The 18,936-nt window shown below is 68.2% G+C and carries 12 protein-coding genes; 6 read left to right on the plus strand and 6 right to left on the minus strand.

The annotated features are described in order from the left end of the window. Positions 1-75 precede the first annotated feature (75 nt). Positions 76-2,265: a carbohydrate-binding protein gene (locus tag ACH4D5_RS22535; protein ID WP_398305303.1), complete on the plus strand. Its 2,190-nt coding sequence runs from the start codon at positions 76-78 to the stop codon at positions 2,263-2,265. Between the two features lie 96 nt (positions 2,266-2,361). Here ACH4D5_RS22535 and ACH4D5_RS22540 read toward each other — a convergent pair whose 3' ends face one another. The 5 genes from ACH4D5_RS22540 to ACH4D5_RS22560 are packed head-to-tail and all read right to left on the minus strand — an operon-like array spanning position 2,362 to position 12,962. Then, entirely contained in the window at positions 2,362-2,856 is a 495-nt protein-coding gene (locus tag ACH4D5_RS22540; RefSeq protein ID WP_398305306.1) for an acyl-CoA thioesterase, read from the minus strand. A gap of 3 nt (positions 2,857-2,859) precedes the next feature. Then, positions 2,860-8,877, minus strand: coding sequence for an SDR family NAD(P)-dependent oxidoreductase (locus tag ACH4D5_RS22545; protein WP_398305309.1), 6,018 nt, complete (start codon positions 8,875-8,877; stop codon positions 2,860-2,862). Positions 8,878-8,881: 4 nt separating this feature from the next. Then, on the minus strand, positions 8,882-9,943 hold the full coding sequence (locus ACH4D5_RS22550; RefSeq protein WP_398305312.1) for a hypothetical protein: 1,062 nt from the start codon (positions 9,941-9,943) through the stop codon (positions 8,882-8,884). Next, the gene (locus ACH4D5_RS22555) at positions 9,940-11,904 is read right to left on the minus strand and encodes a CRTAC1 family protein (RefSeq protein WP_398305315.1); all 1,965 of its coding nucleotides are present in this window, start codon (positions 11,902-11,904) and stop codon (positions 9,940-9,942) included. Before ACH4D5_RS22555 ends, ACH4D5_RS22550 begins: the two co-directional genes overlap by 4 nt. After that, positions 11,901-12,962 (minus strand): DUF1702 family protein, encoded by a 1,062-nt coding sequence (locus ACH4D5_RS22560; RefSeq protein ID WP_398305318.1) that lies wholly within the window; start codon positions 12,960-12,962, stop codon positions 11,901-11,903. Before ACH4D5_RS22560 ends, ACH4D5_RS22555 begins: the two co-directional genes overlap by 4 nt. A 455-nt stretch (positions 12,963-13,417) precedes the next feature. On the opposite strand from ACH4D5_RS22560, the gene ACH4D5_RS22565 reads away from it, so the two are divergent. The 5 genes from ACH4D5_RS22565 (at position 13,418) to ACH4D5_RS22585 (ending at position 17,220) form a co-directional block, all read left to right on the plus strand. After that, positions 13,418-14,221 carry a helix-turn-helix transcriptional regulator gene (locus ACH4D5_RS22565; protein WP_398305321.1) on the plus strand — a complete coding sequence of 268 codons (804 nt, stop codon included), beginning with the start codon at positions 13,418-13,420 and terminating at the stop codon, positions 14,219-14,221. Between the two features lie 75 nt (positions 14,222-14,296). Next, positions 14,297-15,727, plus strand: a complete 1,431-nt coding sequence (locus tag ACH4D5_RS22570; RefSeq protein WP_398305324.1) for an MFS transporter — start codon at positions 14,297-14,299, stop codon at positions 15,725-15,727. Continuing rightward, positions 15,699-16,097: an ArsR/SmtB family transcription factor gene (locus ACH4D5_RS22575; RefSeq protein WP_398305326.1), complete on the plus strand. Its 399-nt coding sequence runs from the start codon at positions 15,699-15,701 to the stop codon at positions 16,095-16,097. Before ACH4D5_RS22570 ends, ACH4D5_RS22575 begins: the two co-directional genes overlap by 29 nt. Positions 16,098-16,219: 122 nt before the next feature. Next, entirely contained in the window at positions 16,220-16,705 is a 486-nt protein-coding gene (locus tag ACH4D5_RS22580; protein WP_398305329.1) for a hypothetical protein, read from the plus strand. A gap of 59 nt (positions 16,706-16,764) precedes the next feature. Further along, positions 16,765-17,220, plus strand: a complete 456-nt coding sequence (locus ACH4D5_RS22585; RefSeq protein WP_398305332.1) for a pyridoxamine 5'-phosphate oxidase family protein — start codon at positions 16,765-16,767, stop codon at positions 17,218-17,220. Positions 17,221-17,261: 41 nt separating this feature from the next. Here ACH4D5_RS22585 and ACH4D5_RS22590 read toward each other — a convergent pair whose 3' ends face one another. Beyond that, a complete protein-coding gene (locus tag ACH4D5_RS22590) occupies positions 17,262-18,764 on the minus strand; it encodes an MFS transporter (protein ID WP_398305335.1) in 1,503 nt (500 codons plus the stop codon). Between the last annotated feature and the right edge of the window lie 172 nt (positions 18,765-18,936).

Consider the following 18,936-nt stretch of genomic DNA (forward strand, 5'->3'; position numbering starts at 1 on the left):
CCGTCACGTACAAGCGGAGAGCCCATCCCGTACAAGCGCACAGCCCATCACGTACAAGGAGCACAAGTCCCCTCCATGAACACCTCACCCCCCACCCGCACGAACTCCCGGCGGCGCGGTCTGCACCGTCGCCGCCGGGGCGCCATAGCCCTGCTGCTCGCCGTGCCCGCCGCGGCCGTGCCGTACCTGCTCCTCACGCAGGACGACTCCCAGGCCGCGAAGGCGCGGCCGTCCGCGGCAGCACCGTACAAGTGGAAGAACGCGCAGACCGTCGGCGGCGGTTACGTCCCCGGCCTCGTCTTCAACCAGCGTGAGCGGGGTCTGCTGTACGCCCGCACCGACATGGGCGGCGCGTACCGCTGGGACGCCCGCGCCGAGAAGTGGATCCCGCTGACCGACTGGCTCGGCGAGAAGGACTGGAACCTGCTCGGCATCGACTCCCTCGCCACCGACCCCGTCGACCCCGACCGGCTCTACCTCGGCGCGGGCACGTACACCAACGACTGGGCGGGCAACGGCGCGATCCTCCGCTCCACCGACCGCGGCCGCACCTTCAAGCGCACCGAGCTGCCCTTCAAGCTCGGCGGCAACGAGGACGGCCGCGGCGCCGGGGAACGCCTCGTCGTCGACCCGTCGGACCACTCGAACCTGCTCCTCGGCTCCCGTAAGAACGGGCTGTGGCGGTCCACCGATTACGGTGCGACCTGGCGGCAGGTCGAGTCGTTCCCGGTGAAGGACGGGGCGGGCAGCGGTGCCGGCATCTCGTTCGTGACGTACGGGCCGAAGGGCAGCGGCGTCGTGTACGTCGGTGTCGCCGACAGGTCCAGGTCCCTGTACCGCTCGACCGACGGCGGAGCCACCTGGCAGGCGGTCGCCGGGCAGCCGACCGGCCAGCTGCCGCAGCACGGTGTCGTCACGGGCGACGGCACGCTGTATGTGACGTACACCGACAACCTCGGGCCCAACGGCGTCACCGGTGGCTCGGTCCACAAGTACGTGCCTAACAGCGCCCGTTGGCAGAACGTGTCCCCCTCGCAGGGCTCGTACGGCTTCTCGGGGCTCGCGGTCGACCCGCGCAAGCCGTCCACGGTGATGGTCACGACGCTGGGCCGCTGGTACCCGGAGGACGAGATCTACCGCACCACGGACGGCGGTTCGAGCTGGAAGGCCCTCTCCGGCAAGTCCGTACGGGACGCCTCCGGTGCGCCGTACGTCGGCACCCACACCGGTCACTGGATGACGGCCCTCGCGATCGACCCGTTCGACTCCGGGCACGTGCTGTACGGCACCGGCAACGGGATCTGGCGGAGCGAGGACGCCGACGCCCGTACGAGCCACTGGACCGCAGGGGCCAAGGGACTTGAAGAGACGGCGATCCTTGACGCCATCACCCCGCCCGGCGGCGCGACCGTCCTGACCGCCATGGGTGACCAGGGCGGATTCCGCCACACCGGCCTGACGCGGGTGCCGTCCGGGCGGATGAAGAACCCGCTGATGAGCAACAGCACCGACATCGACTACGCCGCGTCGAAGCCGTCGGTGATGGCGCGGGTCGGTACGGGCGGCAAGCAGGACGGCACCTACTCCACCGACGGCGGCGTCACGTGGCGGGGCTTCGCCGCCGAACCGGTGGCCGGCGCCCACAGCGGCCGTATCGCCCTCGCGGCGGACGGCTCGACGCTGGTGTGGACCCAGTCCGGGCAGGCCCCGTACCGCTCGACGGACAAGGGAGCGACCTGGGCGAAGGTGCGGGGGCTCGGGACGGGGGCGGAGGTCGTCGCCGACCGCTCCTCCGCCCGCACCTTCTACTCCCTGACCGGCGGCACCCTCTATGCCAGCACCGACGGCGGCGCGACCTTCACCGTCCGCGCGACCGGCCTGCCCGCCGAGGGCCGCCTCAAGGCCCTTCCGGGCCGGGCCGGCGACCTGTGGATCGCGGGCGGCGGCAAGGGCCTGTTCCACTCCACGGACGGTGGCGGCACGTTCACCCGGCTCACCTCGGTGACGTCCGCCTCGGCGGTCGGCTTCGGCAAGGCCGCGCCGCGCGCCTCGTACCAGACGCTGTACCTGATCGGCACGGTCAAGGGCGTCACCGGCGTCTTCCGCTCCACCGACAAGGGCGCCACCTGGACCCGCGTCAACGACAAGGCCCACCAGTGGGGCGCCATCGGCAGCCAGGGTGTCGTCACCGGCGATCCCGACACGTACGGCCGCGTCTACGTCGGCACCAACGGCCGCGGCCTCCAGTACGGCGACCCGTCCTGACGCCCGTGCAGCATCCGTGACAGCGGGCCGCCCTCCTGACCGAGGCGACATCACGGTCAGGAGGGCGGCCCGCGGCACAAGCGACCCGTTGCGCGGCTACTGACCCGCGCCGGGCACTCCCGCGCCGGGCACTCCCGCACCGGACGCCACAGCCCCGCCCCTCGCGGCACCATACGGTTCCAGCGCCCGTCGCAGGCTCTCCGGGACGCGGGTCGGCGTGGCCTCGGTGCCGTCGCCGCGCATGCACGCGACGCGTTGGCGGCCTTTTGCGACCAGGTGCTCGGTTCCGCTCGGCTCGTCGATCTTGACGTAGGTGAACTCGAACTCGATCTGGGTCTGGGTGAGGTCGACGAGCGTCATGCGGATGGACAGTCGGTCGAAGGCCGTCAGTTCGGCGAAGTACTCGCATTCGCACTTGATGGTGAACAGCTTGAGACCGTGGGCGATCTCGTCCAGGACGTCCGGGGCCTTCTCCTTGAGGAACATCTCCCTGCACCGGCCCTGCCAGCGGAAGTAGTTCACGAAGTAGACGTTGCCGACGAGGTTGGTTTCCTCGAAGCCGACGAGGTGGGCGATGTCGAAGCTCGGCACGGTTCAGCCCTTCTCGGTCACGGCGATCACGATGACCTCGTCCGGGGTGGGCGCCGCCAGCGTGGCGGCGAACGTCCACACCAGGTCGCGCCCATGACGCAGCACGAGCCAGCCGTTGTCGTGGGCTCGCCCGTCCAGGATCAACTTGGGCCGCGTCACGGTCACACCGAGCTTCATGACCGCCTCGCGGGCGCTCCAGACTCTGGTGGCCGCGGTGGCGAACGACTCGTTGCCCGCGGTGCTGCACATCTCCGCGAGCGCGACGCCGGACAGCCCGAGCAGGTCGCGCCACTGCTCCATGGTGCGTTCCCGGACCGCTTCGATGTCGCAGCCGACCGGACGAGAGGAGGCCACGGCGGCGGTGAGGCCGGGGCCGTGGGTCGCGCTCATCGGTTCGGTCGTCTCGGGCCTGCCGTCGGGGCGATGCCGCAACGCCACCGGGTGCCCGAACGCGGCAGCCAGCGCGCGCTCCGTGGTGGCCCGGCGACTCGGCATGCGCCGGGCGCTGCCGGGACCGGCGGTCGCCCCGCTGCCGCGGAGCGAACCCGAGGAGGCCGAGGGGCGATCACGAATGATCGCGAGACGCAGCGGTTCGGGGAGCACACCGTCGAGATGACGCTGCAGGTACGGACCGAGCAGCTCGGGTGTCCACGCGCGGCCCGTGCGATGTGATGGGACGGCGGTCAGTTCGAGCGACTCCCAGATCGCGACCGGCGCACCTTGGTCGTCACGGACCAGCACGTCGTAGACGTAGGTGTTTCCGCCGTGGGCGCGTTCGGCGGCCGCCAGAGTGACTTCTCCGGTCTTCTGCCGGTGGGGGAACGACCGTACTCGGCCGATCTTGGACGGCAGCAGGGTGGCGTCGGGGACACACACTTGCAGCGCATGCATGAACGCGTCCCTCGCAGCCGGGTCCGCGAGCAGCAGCGCGCCCGGCAGGACGGGAGAGAACCAGCGGCTGTCGGAGCATCGGATCCGCGCGACACATCGCCGCGCCGATATCAGGCGGAAGTCGGTCACCGAGCGGAACCGGGGGCCGTGGAACATGATCCGGTCATAGAAGTCGACTTCGATGTCCATCGTCGTCGGACCGATGTCCGCGGCCCGGTCGGCAGCCTTGATCAGCTGATCCCAGCGCTGCGTCCCGGCCGTCGACTCCCACGCCCCTTGGCGCCCGGTGCGAGCCAGGTCGGGATCGTCTCGGCGTAGGCACACTCCACGGAAGTGATCGACTTGGAACAGCGTTTCGGCCGATCGGATCGCGACCTGGACTTCATCACCGGTCCGCAGCGCGGCGAGCCGGATCGTCGTCGTCCCGTCCGCGGAGACCCCGATGGGGCGGTTGAACTCGATGTCGCGGAACTCGACCGGGCTTTCGTCACCGAACAGCGCCGCCGCGACCTGAGCCATCGCCTCCATCCCCATGACCGCCGGGAACAGCGCAAGCCCGGACAGCCGGTGGTCGTCGAGATACGGGTCGGCCGTCGAGGAGAGGTCGGCCTCGACGATCAGCTCGATACCGGGGAAGTGCAGGAGCGGACGTTCGAGGAAGCGCAGCAAGGGCAGTTCGGCCGGCGCGAACGTGATGGTCGGGAGGCCGATGGCCCTGCCGAGCACCACCACGTTCGACGGGGCCGACCGCGTGCGCAGCAGATCCAGCAGGGCGGTGACACCGACGTCCGTGGGGATCGGCTCGATCCCTTCCCGGGTCAGTACGTCGAGCACGCCGAGTCGTTCGCCCATCCCGGTGCCCGACCACACCGACCACTCGATGTTCAGGCAGCGGCACTGCGGCAGTTGTGCGTCGAGCGAGTCGATCGCCGACCGCAGCCAGTCGTTCGCGGTGGCGTAATGGCCTTCGCCGCGCAGCCCCGCGCGTCCGATGATGCTGCCGAACCCGACGACGAGCCGCAGGTCGGAGGGGTCCACATGGTTCAGGACGTTGCGGAACCCGTCGACCTTGACGGCAACGGTGCTTTCGAGTTCGTCGTACGTCAACGAGCCGATGGACACAGGGGTGTTGATGCCGGCGCCGTGGAGGATCCCCGTGATGTCGCCCAGTTCCTTCCGGATCGCCTCGGTGGCGGCGGCCACCTGTCGTACGTCGGTGACGTCGGCGGAGTAGTAGCTCACCTTGGTGCCCGAGTCCCGCAGACGGGCGACGTTCGCTGCGACCTCCTCGTCGGCTGCGGCGTCGGCCCGCCCCATCAAGGCCAGCGTGCAGCCCGTCTCGTTGGCCAGGGCGGCGGCGCACTCGACCGTGATGCCGCGCGCGCCCCCGGTCACGACGACGACGTCGCCGGCACCGACGGGATAGCCGTCGCGCCCGGTGGTCAGTTCACGGAGAACGGGTTCGGTCCGCCGGGCGTCGCCGTCGTAGGAGACCTCACGGAAGGAACGCGTGGTGGCCACCTCGGCGCAGACCAGCCGCGCCGCCTGGTCGGGCGCGAGGCGGTCGGCGAGGTCCACGATCGTCGTGCGTACCGCCGGTGCCTCCAGATGGACCGTCTTGGCCAGGGCGGAGGCACTGCGGTCACGGTTGACGACGACGAATCGGGTACCGCGCTCGACGGCCAGCCTTGCCGCGTCGACCATGCGGGCGGTCATGCCGGCGGGGTCTTCGTCCTCGGACGCGCCGCTGACGAGCAAGATCCCGTCGCCGACGGGGGCGGCCTCCAGCCGCTGCCGAACTGCTTGCGCGAGCGGTTCACCCGCGTCGTCCGGGGGAGCGAACACCTCCCACGTTCCGTGCCGTTCCTCGTCCGGGACGGGCGGCAGCGGGGTCGGGGCGTGCTCGACCACGAACGGCCGAACCCAGGTACCGACGCCCGTCAGGTCGTCGACCGCCTTGCTGTCCGCTCCCTCACCGGCTGTGTGCGCGAGGTCGTCGATCGCCTCTGCCAGCTCCGCGATGGTGGCGGTCGCCACGCTGGTGCTCGGCTCGGGTATCGGTGCGCCGAACGTCTTGAGGACTTCGCTCATCAGCTGGGTGATCGTGATGCTGTTCAGATGCAGATCGTCGAGGGGGCGGGTCTCGGGCTGGATCTGGGCGACCGGAAGCTCGACGTGGTCGGCTATGAGGTGGCGCAGTGTGTCCAGGGGGCTCCGCACGTCGGCAGGGACACCGGCAGGTGTGTCGGCAGGGACACCGGCAGGCGCGTCGGCGGGGACGTCGGTACGCTCGGCCCCGGTCCGGGGAGGCCGGGCCGCTGCCCGAGGGACATGGGAGACGTCCGGCGCCTGTTCGCAGGGGCTCTCGATGAAGGTGAACTGCTTGTCCAACGAGATGGGCCGGTTGAACCGCTCGGCCGCGAGGGCCACCAGATCAGGTCCCGAGCCCAGCACATAGCATCCCGCGAGCGTTCGGAGGGTGCCGGTGACCGAGCTGTCGTCGGTGTCCATCGAGACGACCGGAACGGTCGGGCACACCTCGGCCGCAAGGCCGGACAGGATCGTGCCCGGCCCCACCTCGATGAGCAGGTCGCACTCGTCGGCGAGCCGCTCGAGGGCGTCGGCGAACCGCACCGGTGCCACGACCTGCCGTGCCAGGAGATCGACGACGCTCGATCCGGGCTCCACCGGTTCCGCCGTGACCGTCGAGAACAGCCCCGTCCGTTTGACCTCGCCGATGCGGATCTCGTCGAGGTATCCGCGCAACTTGTGGGCGGCCGGGGCGACCAGCGGTGTGTGGAAGGCATGGGAGACGGCGAGCTTGGCGCCGTGCAGCCCGGCCCTCCTCGCCGCGTCGACCACCGCGTCGACGTCGTTCACGGGACCCGCGACGACAGTCTGGTTCGGGCCGTTGTAACCCACGACGGTGACCTGAGTTCCGGCGAGCAAGGGCTCGACCTGTGCCGCGGAGGTGCGGATGGACGCCATCGAGCCGGACTCGGACGGCGCCTCCCCGGACTCGGATCCCGCAGGTCCCGAGGTCGCGTTGCGCATCGCTTCGCCGCGGAAAGCAGCGATCTCGACGGCCGACCTCTCGTCGAAGACCCCCGCCCAGTACAGGCCGGTGAGTTCGCCGAGGCTGTGCCCGACACAGCCGGAAGCCGACACCCCTGCCCGGTCGAGGATCCGCAACCCGGCAAGGGAAGCAGTGACGATGCGCGGCTGAGCGTCCTCGGTCGCGGCGCCCGCGGGCCGAGTGCCCACCTGCTCGTAGAGATCCTGGACGACTTCGAACCGGTGCGCGGGACCTCCGCCGTCACCACGTCCTGGGGCGCCCTGGCCCGGGAACAGGAACCCGATCCGGGGCGCCTTCGCGGAGTGGGCCAAGAACTGACCACGATGTGGCGCGAACACATGAGTCTCGCCTGCCGCGATGGCATCGGCGAGCGCGCGGAGACTCGACGCCGCCGCTGCGGGCTCGGCCGCGACCACCGCCGCCTTGTACGCGAACTCGGAGCCGGTGCGCGTGAGTTCGGCGGACAGGTCGCCGAGTTCGGCGTAGGAACAGACGGCCGCGACGTCCGCGGTGTGCCGGAGTCTGCCCTCCAAGTCGTCGAAGCAGGATGCCGACAGCACCAGCAGTTCGGCGTCTTGGGGCGCGTGTGCCAGATGCCTGTGGAGAGCCGCGGGAAGCGCTTCCACGGGCTGGGTGGACTCCAGGGCGACGTGGGCGTTGATCCCTCCGAACCCCAGCGACGACGTGCCCGCGCGGCGCGGCCGCTCACCTGCTGCGCTGCCCGGTGGACCTGAAGGAGGCGACGTCGGCCACGGCCGCGGCGTGCGGGGAAGCCGCAGCCGCGTGTCGGGGCTGTCGAGCATCGGGTGCGGCTCGCTGTTGCCGGCGATGGGCGGGATCGTGCCGTGGTGCAGGGCAAGGACGGCCTTCATCAGGCCGGCGACGCCGGCGGCGGCCTTCGTGTGCCCGATGTTGCCTTTGATCGTGCCGAGGTAGACGGGCTCGCCGTCGGCCGGCCGGTCCGCGCTCACGCGGTTGAACACGTCGAGCTCGGTCCGGTCGCCCAACGCCGTACCGGTGCCGTGCCCCTCGAAGTAGTCGACGGTCTCGGCACCGAAGCCGGCCATCCGATAGGCGCGTTCTATGGCGAGCAGGTGGCCGTCCGCCTCGGGCCGGGAGATGCCGCCGTGGCCGTCGGACGACACGCCCCAGCCCGCGATGGTCGCGTAGATCCGCATGCCGTGCGCGACCGCGTCCTCCTCGCGGACGAGGACCAGGATGCCGCAGCCTTCGCCCGGCCAGAAGCCGTTCGATTTACGGTCGTAGACCGTCATCTGCGAGGTCGCGAGTGCTCCGGTCTTGGCGAAGCCGACGAGCTCGAACGGGTCGATGGAGGTGTCGACTCCGCCGACGACGGCGGTGTCGATCTGCCCCGCGGAGAGGGCGTTGCCGGCGTTCGCCACGGCGAGCAGGGACGACGAGCAGGCCCCGTCCACGATGAAGCCGCCACCGCCGAAGTCGAAGTGGTTGCAGATGCGTCCCGCGATGGTGTTCGCGAGGCCGCCGGCCAGGCTGTCCTCGTTGATACCGGGGTAGGGGGCCTTGTACAGGGTCTCGTACGCGTCGAGGAAATCGGCGATCTCGTCGACCGGCCAGCCCTTGTCCTCAAGGGCCTTCGCCAAGGTACGTCGTACGTAGGGCCACCTGAGCCGCATGCCGGTGGCCCGAGTCATGTCTCCGGTCAGCGTGTTGCCGAGGATGACGCCGGTGCGGGAACGGTCCAGCCGCTCGCCTTCCGGGAAGCCGGCGTCCGCCAGCGCTGCCGCGGCGGTGTCCAGGGCCAGCCAGTGCGCGATGTCGGTGGACCGGTACACGCTCGCGGCAACGCGGTGTTTCGCCCGGTCGAACTCCCAGCCCTCGATGACCGCGGCATGAGTGGCGTAATGCCGGTCCGGTGTGGCCGGATCGGCGGAATAGTAGTCCGCCGTGCTCAGCCGCACGTCCGGCAGGCGTCGGAACGCCCGGCGTCCGGCAAGAACGTTTTCCCAGAGCTGCCTCGGGGTCTCCGCGTCAGGGAATGTGCAGGCCATCCCGACGATCGCTATGCGTGTCATGGAGCTAGGCCTCCTGCGCGCCTCGCCGACGGTTCGGTGTTGCGGACGACTCGGCCACGGCCCTGCGCCTGGCGATGAGTACGCCGATCCACACGGAGATCCCGCGGATCGCGCACACGATCGTGAGGGCGAAGAACAGCGTGTAGACGACGTTCAACACCATCAGCACTCCGTAGACCATCGCGGTCGAGGCGCCGAACATGAACTGGGCCCGTGGCTTGAACGGTGTGGTGCCGGGGTCGGTGATCATGTAGTTGGTGAACAGGAGGAAGGCCGTGCCGGTCATGGTGCCGAGCGCGGCCATCAGCGCGACGTCGAACAGCTCGTGGCGCAGGATCGCCTGGATCACGAACCCGCCGAGCCACCCCACGATCAGCGGAATCTTGCCGGTGAGCTTCGCGTTCAACACCGTGCCGGCGGTGGCGAGGATGACGGGGATCGCGATCCTGAACAGCGAGTTGATGTTCTCGCCGAACTGATAGGGCGGCGCGACGCTGACCCAGGATCCGAAGCACAGCAGCGCGACGCTGATGCCGAGGTTCGACGGGTTCATGTAGTGGCGCATGCGGCCACCGATCGGCGCCTGGAACACGTACTTTCCGGTGACGGCGACGGCGACGCCGAAGAGGACCGGCCAGAATTGGTTGTTCGCGTACAGCAGCATGTTCACCGCGAGTGCCGTGATGTGCGCGGGAAGCAGGAACTCGTAGACCCCGCGCATGCCCCGGCCGCGGAAGCGGGGTGCCCGGCGCTGTGCCCACGCGCTGAGTGTCTCGAAGGCCAGATCGATGGCGTACGCGCCGGCCACCGCCAGGAACGGCCACAGGGGCGGCTGTTCGAACCCCAGCAGGGTGTAGCCCAGGATGTTGAAGACCGTGATGGAGAGGGCGAAGTTCCGCAGTGCGAGGTAGCGCGTGTCCTTCCCGGGTGCCGGGGCAGCCGGTGGCTTCGAGTCGGCGCTCGGTGGCTTGGCGGGCGATGACGTGGGTGACGGTGAGGTCGTTTCGGGGAGAGGAGACTGTTCCCGGACGTTCCGGTCGACGGGCTTGGGGCTCTGGGTCGTCACGGGGCGCTGACCTCCTCGGCCGTGTCGGTGAGCATGAAGGTGTACGTGCCCGGGGTGAGCCGGACGGTCTTCCGGTGGCGCTCGCCCTGGTTGTCGAGCCATGCGATGGTGGCGCTCACGGGCTGGTCCTCGGTGCCCAGGCCGAAGTGCACGTCGAAGCCCCGCTTGCCGCTGTGCCCGCTGCCGCCGTCGAGTTGGCTCCGCATCGTGCGGCCGTCGGCCGTCCGTACGGTGACGGTCGCGTTGTAGGCGGGCGTTCCGGGCGCTGACAGGTCGCCGCTGTCCTTCTTGTCGGCGGGCCGGTACAGCTGGAGTTTGAGGTAGCGGCCCATGTCCGGTGAATCGTTCCGGTAGAAGGCCGGCGGACCCCACTGCCGGGCGACAGCGAAGTCCAGCGTCCCGTTTCCACGGGTGTCGCCGACGGCGATCCCGCGGGTCGGGGTCTTGGAGTCGATGCCGACCTCGTCGGCGATGTTGACGTACTCGCCGGAGTCGGTCGGTGCGTACACGGCCATCGGCTGGTGGCCCGCGATGTCGTCGTCGGGGCCCACCTTGGGCCACATGCCGGGCTCTCGCAGGAGTACGTCGTTGCTGGTCGCCAGTTCCTGCAGCCACGGCCAGCGGTTGTGCTTGGCGCCCTGGACGAAGCCGGCGGTCTGCAGGACATCGAGCTTGCCGGAGTTCTGCAGATCGGCGCCCTTGATGTCCCAGGCCCAGCCGGACCAGGCCAGGCCGGCCTCCTGTGCCTGCTGGGAGAAGGGGGCATGGCCGGCGCCGAGTTCGGAAGCCATCTTCTTCGGGGTGCGGGCGTCGTTGCGCCACACGTAGTTGCTCTCTTCGAGGCCCCAGGCCGTCGCGATGTTGCTGGCGATCATGTCGAACTTGCCGCGGCCGTAGAGGTCGACGAAGTCCACGCCCATGCCTTTGAAGGAGTCCTGGCCCAGGACGAACGACTTGGGTGTGGTCCAGCCGCGCTCGCCGGTCGCGGTGCCGAACCGGATGTTGCCGGGCGTCGACTTGTTGTGGAACAGGTGGTCGTGCCCGAAGTCGTTCGCCGCATAGACCTCGGGGAGAAGGTCGTCGGTGAGGTCACCGCTGCCCAGGGCGAGGGTCCATCCGGTCGCGTCGTCGTACGGGACGGCCTTCTTGTCCTCCGCGTACACCGGGCGCCCGTCGTCGTTGCGCACCCAGCGCAGCATCCGGATGCCGCCGCCGTTCTTCGCGTTCGACATGGAGTCGTTCATGACGACGTCGTCCTGGCCGTCGGGGTCGAGGACGGAAGAGTTCGGGAAGTAGTTTCCGATCATCAGATCGGGGTGACCGTCCCCGTCGTAGTCGGCGATCGACACGGCGTTGGTGTTCCACTGTTCGCCCGTGTACCTGTCCACACCCTTGGCCGACGGGACCACTTCGGTCGGGCGGTACGCCGGAGAGCGGCCCGGTGCGGACTCGTCCGCCATGAACAGAATCGGTGTGCGTCCCCAGTAGTAGACCAGCAGGTCCATTCGCCCGTCGCTGTCGAAGTCGCCGGGCGCACAGCCCATCGGCGCCATCGTCGAGTCGATGTGGAGAGGGGCGGCATCGAGGGTGAAGGGAGTGAAGCGGTCGGCTGCCGGAGCGGTCGGAGTGTGGGTGACGACCACCGAGTCCGTGCGGGTGTCCACGAGACACACGCCGTTCGCCCGCCCGTGCCCGGTCAGGTCGTTGATGGCGACACTGGCGCCGACGGACGAGATCCACGAACGGATCTTGTGATAGGAGGGGTTGACCTCGCGGACCTTCTTCTTCGGAAGCTTCTCGTAACCGGGCGGCATCGGGAGCGACATGGACGCGAACTTGTAGTCCGGTGCCACCTCCTTCGGATCCGGCGCCGCGACCGCTGCTCGGGTCACCGCGAACAGGGAAGCGGCGAGCAGGACGGCGCAGAGGGCAGGCGTGAGCGTTCGGATGCGTTCTCTCATGAGCCGTCCTTCACCCCGTCGGTGTCGGGCTGTCGAGATGTCGAGGGCTGTCGGGATGTCGAGGGGGCACCCGCCCCGTCGGCCGCTGTGTCGTCGGTGGCCCAGCGCCGCATGATGCGGCGACGCCACACCTCGAACGCCACCTGCCCGTCGACCGTGTGTCCCGACGGACGGCTCTGCGTGGCGATGGCGGCCGCCTCGGTGACGCGCAGCCCCGTGATCGCCCGGACCGCGGTCTCGGTGTGCGGCTGCGCGATGTGTGCCCGTGCCCGTGCTTCGGCGGCGAACACGGACCCTTGCGCGAGGGCGGCCCGGTGCCTGCCCGCGCGCTCGGCGAGTTCAGCGAGCTCCTCGGGGGGCGCGCCGCCCGCGTAGGTCGCGGCCAGCCCGAGTCCGGCGAAGAGATCCTCGTGCCGCCGCGGTGCGAACGCCTCGATCAGCCGCACCGCCCGGTTCGGATCGGCACCCGCGACGAACCAGAGGGCTCGTCCGATTCCCTGGTCGATCGCGTGCGGGGCGTACTCGGGGTGGTGGTTCGTCGGCACGGGCGGATCGGGGTCGATGTACTGCCGCTTCACGTACTTGTCCGTGTGAAAGAAGGCCTGATGGAAGCCGTAACCGTCCAGGGCCAGCCACGTGAGGGTGGGGTCGGTCAGGCCGGCCGCCGCCGCGCGCCGCAGCGGCCGGGGGAGCCGGGCGAACGACCAGCCGACGCCGACGTGAATCATGTAGATGTGATCGTCGGCCGCTTCGAGGAGGTCGGAGACGTGGCGGCGGTGGCCCAGCGGCAGCGCGTCGCGTATGGCCATGGCCATGGCCGCGCCCTCGAAGGCGAATCCTCGCCGGATGCCGTCGATCCTTGCCAGCGTGACGGTGGCCTCAGCGGCGGTCGAACTCTGGGCCGCGACGCCGAACCCTTCGATGAACGATCCGCCGGCCATCTCCAGGGACGTCTTCGCATGAAGGTCGCGTTCGGGGAAGCCGCGTTTGCGTAATAAAGCCTGATTCGCGCCGGGAGTGAGTGATATACGACGGATGTGTCCTAACCACGAAACCATGCCAGCACCTCGCGTCCGACTGCGCCACGTCACCCAGAGACTCGCATCGAACAGCCATCGAGCGTTTCTCTCTCATTGCTCAATTGAAAAAAGGTTAGTAATCTCTCTCCCTCACGGCCGTTGACGGGCCGGCGCGCAGAGCGAGGTCGGCGCTGGTCAGGGGCGGCTCGCGCGGAGCGTTACGAGGGAGTCGGGGGAGGGGGGCGACCCGGCGCGTGGTGGAGGGGATGTGGATTCCCCGGTTCCTGTTCCGGCAGGGTCAGCCGACTCACCCGGGCCTTGCACAACCGCAATCGTGCCGCAGCAGAGCATCATCCAGCTGTACGTCTGCCATTTCCGTCAGAGCATTGCGCGGCAGCACATGGTGCGCCGTGCGACGGCGAGCTGTGCCTATTTGTAGAAACGCACCTTGTAGATCCCCTGGCAAATATTCGATCACGCGATCGGAGGTAGCCATGTCTGATCCAGTTGCGGACAGCATGATCTACATGTGGGAGAACTGCGGATACCCACTGAGTCTCGGCGACATCGCAACGTTCGTCAGGTACAGCAAGTTTCATTTCGCCCGGAAGTTCAGACGAGAAGCGGGATGCTCACCCGGCCGCTTTCTCTGCGCGGTCCGGATGGCGCGGAGCAAGCAGCTTCTGTCGACAAGCGTGGCAACGGTGTCCGACATCGCGTCCTCGGTCGGATACCGGAGCCTCGGGACCTTCACGACTCGGTTCACCGATGTCGTCGGGCTCACCCCGTCCCAGTACAGGCGGTCGTCACGAGCCGATCTCACGCTCTTCGACCTGGTCGTGCCAGGGGTCGTCCACGATTTCAACCCCCGTGGCTGCGTCATGGGCCGGCTGATCGGTACTCCACGGAATCGCGGGACGCGCACCCACGTGAGCGTGTTCTCGAGCACGAGGCCGCTTATGCCGCCGATCGCCGCGAGGTTCGTGGACCCCGAAGAGGGTTTCTCCTTCGGCGGCCTGCCGTCCGGCAAATGGCTCATGCGGGCGATTGCGGTCGAGAGGGGATCCGAGGACTCAATGGCGGAAGCTCTCGTCGGCGTGAGCGAAGAGTTCGACGTCCGTCCGGCCGGCCGGATCAGCGCCGACGTCGTGCTGCGGAAGCCCACGACGGGGATGGCGCCCTCGCTGCTCTCGGTCCCGGGGCTCGATCGTTACCTCTCCAGCCTCCTGTGGAGCAGCATGCGAGCTCCCGTGGCGCAGGCACGCGTGCGTGACTGCCCTGCCTTGACTCACATGTAAGTCCTCACTAACGTAATAAATCGTTAGGGAGCTGTCCTTGGGCGTTCTGCTGAGGTGCAAGACAGGAGCAGGGTGATGCAGCCAGCACGAGACACATTTCCCAAACAGCAGGTGGCCTGGACGATCGCCCTTGCTGCACTCACCAACTTCATGGTGAGTCTGGACAACCTGGTCGTGGCCACCGCTTTGCCGACGCTGCACGAGGACCTCGGAGGGGACGCGGGCAATCTGAGCTGGGCGGTCAACGCGTACACGTTGGCCTTCGCGTCGCTGATCCTCACGGGCACGACCTTGGCCGACCGCTTCGGCCGCCTGCGGGTCTTCTCCATCGGCCTGACGGTCTTCACGGTCGGCTCCATCCTGTGTGCCGTCAGTCCGTCGCTGGGGTTCCTCATCGGCGCGCGGGTCGTGCAGGGCATCGGTGGCGGGATCGTTCTCCCGCTGACCCTCGCGCTCATCACCTCGGTGACCCCGCCCGAGGAGCGAGGAAAAGCCATCGGGATCTGGGGTGGCGTCATCGGCATCGCCGTCGCGTCCGGACCGGTCGTCGGCGGCGCGATCATCCAGGGCTTCAGCTGGCACTGGATCTTCTGGCTCAACGTGCCCATCGGGATCGGCGTCGTCGTCCTCGCCCGCATGCACGTGCCCGAGTCCTTCGGCGGCTCGAGGAAGATCGACCCGGTCGGCCTCCTCATGGCCACCTCCGCGGTCCTGCTCATCGTACAGGCGCTCATTCGCGGTCCGGAGCGGGAGTGGACCGATGTCACGATCCTCGGAGGGCTCATCGTCGGGCCGCTCCTGCTCGTGTGCTTCGTCCTGTGGGAGCGTCGGGTGGCGGAGCCCATGATCAATATGAGCCTGTTCCGAAACCAGAACGTGTCCGCGGGATGCGTATCCAACTTCATCCTCAATGCGGGAATGTTCGGTCCGGCGTTCCTCCTCACCCAATACATTCAGCTCGGGCTGAGGCACGATCCCATCGAAGTCGGTGTACGCCTGCTGCCGTGGACGGCATTGACTCTGGTGATTTCACCGTTCGTCGGTCAGTTGGCGGACAAGATCGGTGAGCGATACCTGGTCACCGTGGGCCTGCTGTTGCCCGGCGTGGCATTTATTTGGATCGGCGCAGAAATGTCCGATTCGGCGGTAGGGTACGGCAGCCTTTGGCTTCCGCTCCTCTGTGCCGGCGTGGGCACCGCGATCGCGTTCCCCTCGGTCTCTTCCGCGGTGATGCGGTCGGCGACTCCCAAGCAAGCCGGGATGGCTTCCGGGTCCAGTGAGACGTTCGCGTACGTCGGCGCGGTATTCGGCGTCGCGATGGTAACCGCGTGGTTCGCCGCATTCGGCGACTACGGCACTGCTGCTAGTATGGCCGAAGGGGTTAGTCCCGCCTTGGTCGGGATCGGCGTGCTCAGTATCTTCGGAGCGATTGTCGCCGTACTGGTCATCCGACAGCAGAAGACGGCGGCGCCGGACCATGATGAGGCTCTCGAAACAGCCGGATGAAGCATCGACCGTAGCGGTCCTGCGGGCGTTCTCGGACGAGAACCGCCGCACCATGCTCGAACTGGTGGCCACAAAGGAATTGTCCGCCGGTGAGATCGCGGGGCACTTCACGGTCACCCGCCAAGCCGTCTCGCAACACCTTCGAGTTCTCAAGGAGGCGGGACTAGTCGAGGAGCGTCGCGCCGGAAGAAACCGGCTCTACCGAACACGGGCCGACGGAATCGCGATACTGCACCAATACTTCAACGACCTGTGGTCCAACAGTCTCGCGCTTGCCAAGGAAATCGCGGAGGAAGCCGAGAGTGACACGCACGGCGACAGCGACCACGGCGATGAATCGGCCAGTCCCGGGAAAGGGATGCCGGTCTAGAGCACGGACGGTATCCTGGCGGCGTCGCGGACTGTCAAGGCGAGCTGCTGCTGTCGAACGGTGTCGTGCGGACATGACGCCAGGACACGCACCGTTGCCGAACAACACCGAGGGCTAGGTTGATGAGCTCAGCAAACGCCGGGCACCCGAGTGTCGTAGCCGACCAGCATGTTGTGCGGGCGAGTGTCGTCGTGAATTGCAGTCAGGAGTCTGCGTTCTCGACGTTCGTCGGCCGGGTTGCGGACTGGTGGCCGCTGCAGTCCTACTCGCTGGGGCGGGACCAGATCAAAGAAGTCGTCGTGGAGAAGCGTGTCGGCGGCCGTATGTACGAGGTCAGGGCGGACGGCGAGGTCAATTGGGGCGTGATCACCAGCTGGAATCCGCCACATGGATTCGTGCTGCAGTGGGATGTGATTCCCGGCTCCGCGACCAATGTCGAACTGATTTTCCAAAAGCTGACCGACCGCTCGACGCGTGTGTCCATCGAGCACACCGGCTGGGAGAATGTCGACCCCTCATCGCTGCCCACGGACTGCAGTTATGGGGAAGGGTGGCGGGTCACCCTGTCCCATTTCGCCGAGGAATGCGCGAAGCAGTCCGAGCAGTAACGTGACCTGATCTCGGCAGTAACTGGTGACCTGATCTCGGGGGCGCTCGTTGTCTGGATATGCCGACGCCTCGTACCCATGACGAACGCCTGGCGGTCGCCCGCCACCGGCTCCAGCAGGAACGGCAGATGTGGCTGTCGACCGGTGGGCGCTCGGGGCCGCACCTGATTCCCGTGGCGTTCGTCAGCGACGACGACGCCATCGTGACTGCCACCGGCGAGAACAGCAAAACCGTCCGCAACCTCCGGGAGACCGGGCGAGCACGCGTGGCAGTGGGCACCACGGCTGATGTGGTGATGATCGATACCGTTCTCGACGGTCTCGTGCAGGTTCCAGAGGTCGCCACGGACCTCGCCGACCGCTTCGCCGCCGTCTCTCATGACCCGCGGCAGATGCAGGGCTACCTTTACATCCGACTGCGCCCTCGCCGTGTTCAGGTGTGGAACGGATTTCACGAGCTGCGTGGCCGGACAGTGATGCTCAAAGGGGAGTGGCTGCCGTACCCCGTCGACTGAACTCGGCTGCGCCGAACGCTGACTGACGTGGAGACAGGTGCTCAGCGGTCTGCCGGCGAAGCGGCCTCGGTGGCCAGCAGCTCGCCGGTGATCTCCTCGACGCTTCGGTGCTTGGTCTCGGGCCCGAACCACAGGAACATCGCGGCCGCCAGGAGCAGCGGCACGGCTCCGATGAGCGCGGTCGCGGCGATCGAGGGGACGGTGGTGCTGGCCACGACCACCGCGATGATCAGGACGCCGCCGAGCTTGGTCATGCCGGCCGCGAGGCCCGAGCCGCGCGAGCGCAGCATTGTGGGGTACACCTCCGCGGCGTACGCCGAGACGACCGCCGTCACCGAGCTGACGGCGGAGAGCGGCACGATGAGCAGCAACGAGAGCGCGAGGTGGTGGTCGGCCAGCGAGTCGCCCGCCACCACGAAGCCGCCCAGTGCCAGCGCCGACACCACCGAGAGCGTGATGATCGTCTTGCGGCTTCCCCACCAGCCGTAGGCCACCGCTACGAGCACGGTGAAGGGGAGTCCGAGCAGCGCCGCGTTGCGCACGACGTAGTCCGATTTCACCGACGAGTATCCGAGGTGCTGCAGATTGGTCGGCACCCAGAGCTGGAAGCCGAACGTGATGAGGCCGGCGCCGGCGGCGAGGACCAGGATCGCGAGCGTGGAACCGGCGAACGGGCGCCGGAAGAGCTGGTGATAGCCGCGCAGGGCGGGCGTCTCCGAAGCCGCTGACTCGCTCGGGGTCTCCTGCACCTTCGCGCCGTACCTGGTCATGATCGCCTTTGCCTCCTCGTTCCGGCCGCGGGCGATCAGATAGCGGGGCGATTCGGGGATCCAGTAATTCAGCGCGATGAACAGCACCCCCGTCGGCAGGCCGATGAGCCAGAGGATGCGCCAGCCGTAGGTCGGGGTCAGCCAGCCGGACAGCCAGCTCGTGATGAGGTACGCGCCGGCGATGTCACCGCCGATCAGGACCATCAGCCAGCCGCGGTGGCGGGCGGGGATCGTCTCGGCCATCAGCGCGAAGGCGATCGGGATCATGCCGCCGACGCCGAGCCCCATCATGAAGCACATCAGCAGGTTCCACTTGAAGCCGGGCATCGCGCCGCAGATCGAGGTGGTGATGAACAGTATTCCGGCGAGGAGGATCGAGGAGCGCCGGCCGATGCGGTCACCCAGCACACCCCAGATCAGCGAACCGATGACCGTTCCGGTGATCCCTGCGAGCGGGAGCCAGGAGACGGGAATGTCCCCGTGCGGATTCGCCGGGGATTTGAGCCCGTACTCCTGGGCGAAGCCGGGCGCGACGAACGCCAGCGTCGCGGGCTTCATGACGTCGATGGTGATCGCGACGGCGAGAACGATGAGCAGTGCGATGTGCTGGCCCCGTATCGGGGCGTCGTCGATGGCGGTGACGCGGATGGACCGCGCCGAATTCCTGATCTGGGCTCCGCGTCGGGGCAGCAGGCCGTAGACGACCGCGATGAGTCCGAGGACGATGAGCACCATTCCGGTGATCATGGCGGCGTCCGGTTGCATTCCGGACATGACGTAATTCATGTGGTGCGCCGAGAAGTACATCGGCAGGTGGAGTGCGACGCCCGCGGTGCACGCCAGGACTCCGAGCCAGAATGCAACGGGGTGTTCGAAATCCCCCCGGATGAGACCGAGTCCCCTCATCGCCATGAGCATCCCCCTCATCAGTCGAAACCCTGATGAG

The sequence above is a fragment of the Streptomyces sp. NPDC018029 genome, assembly GCF_044327655.1.
Classification (GTDB): Bacteria; Actinomycetota; Actinomycetes; order Streptomycetales; family Streptomycetaceae; genus Streptomyces.

Coding starts and splice junctions, on each gene's coding strand:
- ACH4D5_RS22560 (WP_398305318.1), bottom strand. CDS start 12,962: ATGGTTTCGTGGTTAGGACACATCCGTCGTATATCACTCACTCCCGGC.
- ACH4D5_RS22535 (WP_398305303.1), top strand. CDS start 76: ATGAACACCTCACCCCCCACCCGCACGAACTCCCGGCGGCGCGGTCTG.
- ACH4D5_RS22545 (WP_398305309.1), bottom strand. CDS start 8,877: ATGACACGCATAGCGATCGTCGGGATGGCCTGCACATTCCCTGACGCG.
- ACH4D5_RS22565 (WP_398305321.1), top strand. CDS start 13,418: ATGTCTGATCCAGTTGCGGACAGCATGATCTACATGTGGGAGAACTGC.
- ACH4D5_RS22580 (WP_398305329.1), top strand. CDS start 16,220: ATGAGCTCAGCAAACGCCGGGCACCCGAGTGTCGTAGCCGACCAGCAT.
- ACH4D5_RS22570 (WP_398305324.1), top strand. CDS start 14,297: ATGCAGCCAGCACGAGACACATTTCCCAAACAGCAGGTGGCCTGGACG.
- ACH4D5_RS22555 (WP_398305315.1), bottom strand. CDS start 11,904: ATGAGAGAACGCATCCGAACGCTCACGCCTGCCCTCTGCGCCGTCCTG.
- ACH4D5_RS22590 (WP_398305335.1), bottom strand. CDS start 18,764: ATGTCCGGAATGCAACCGGACGCCGCCATGATCACCGGAATGGTGCTC.
- ACH4D5_RS22585 (WP_398305332.1), top strand. CDS start 16,765: ATGCCGACGCCTCGTACCCATGACGAACGCCTGGCGGTCGCCCGCCAC.
- ACH4D5_RS22575 (WP_398305326.1), top strand. CDS start 15,699: ATGATGAGGCTCTCGAAACAGCCGGATGAAGCATCGACCGTAGCGGTC.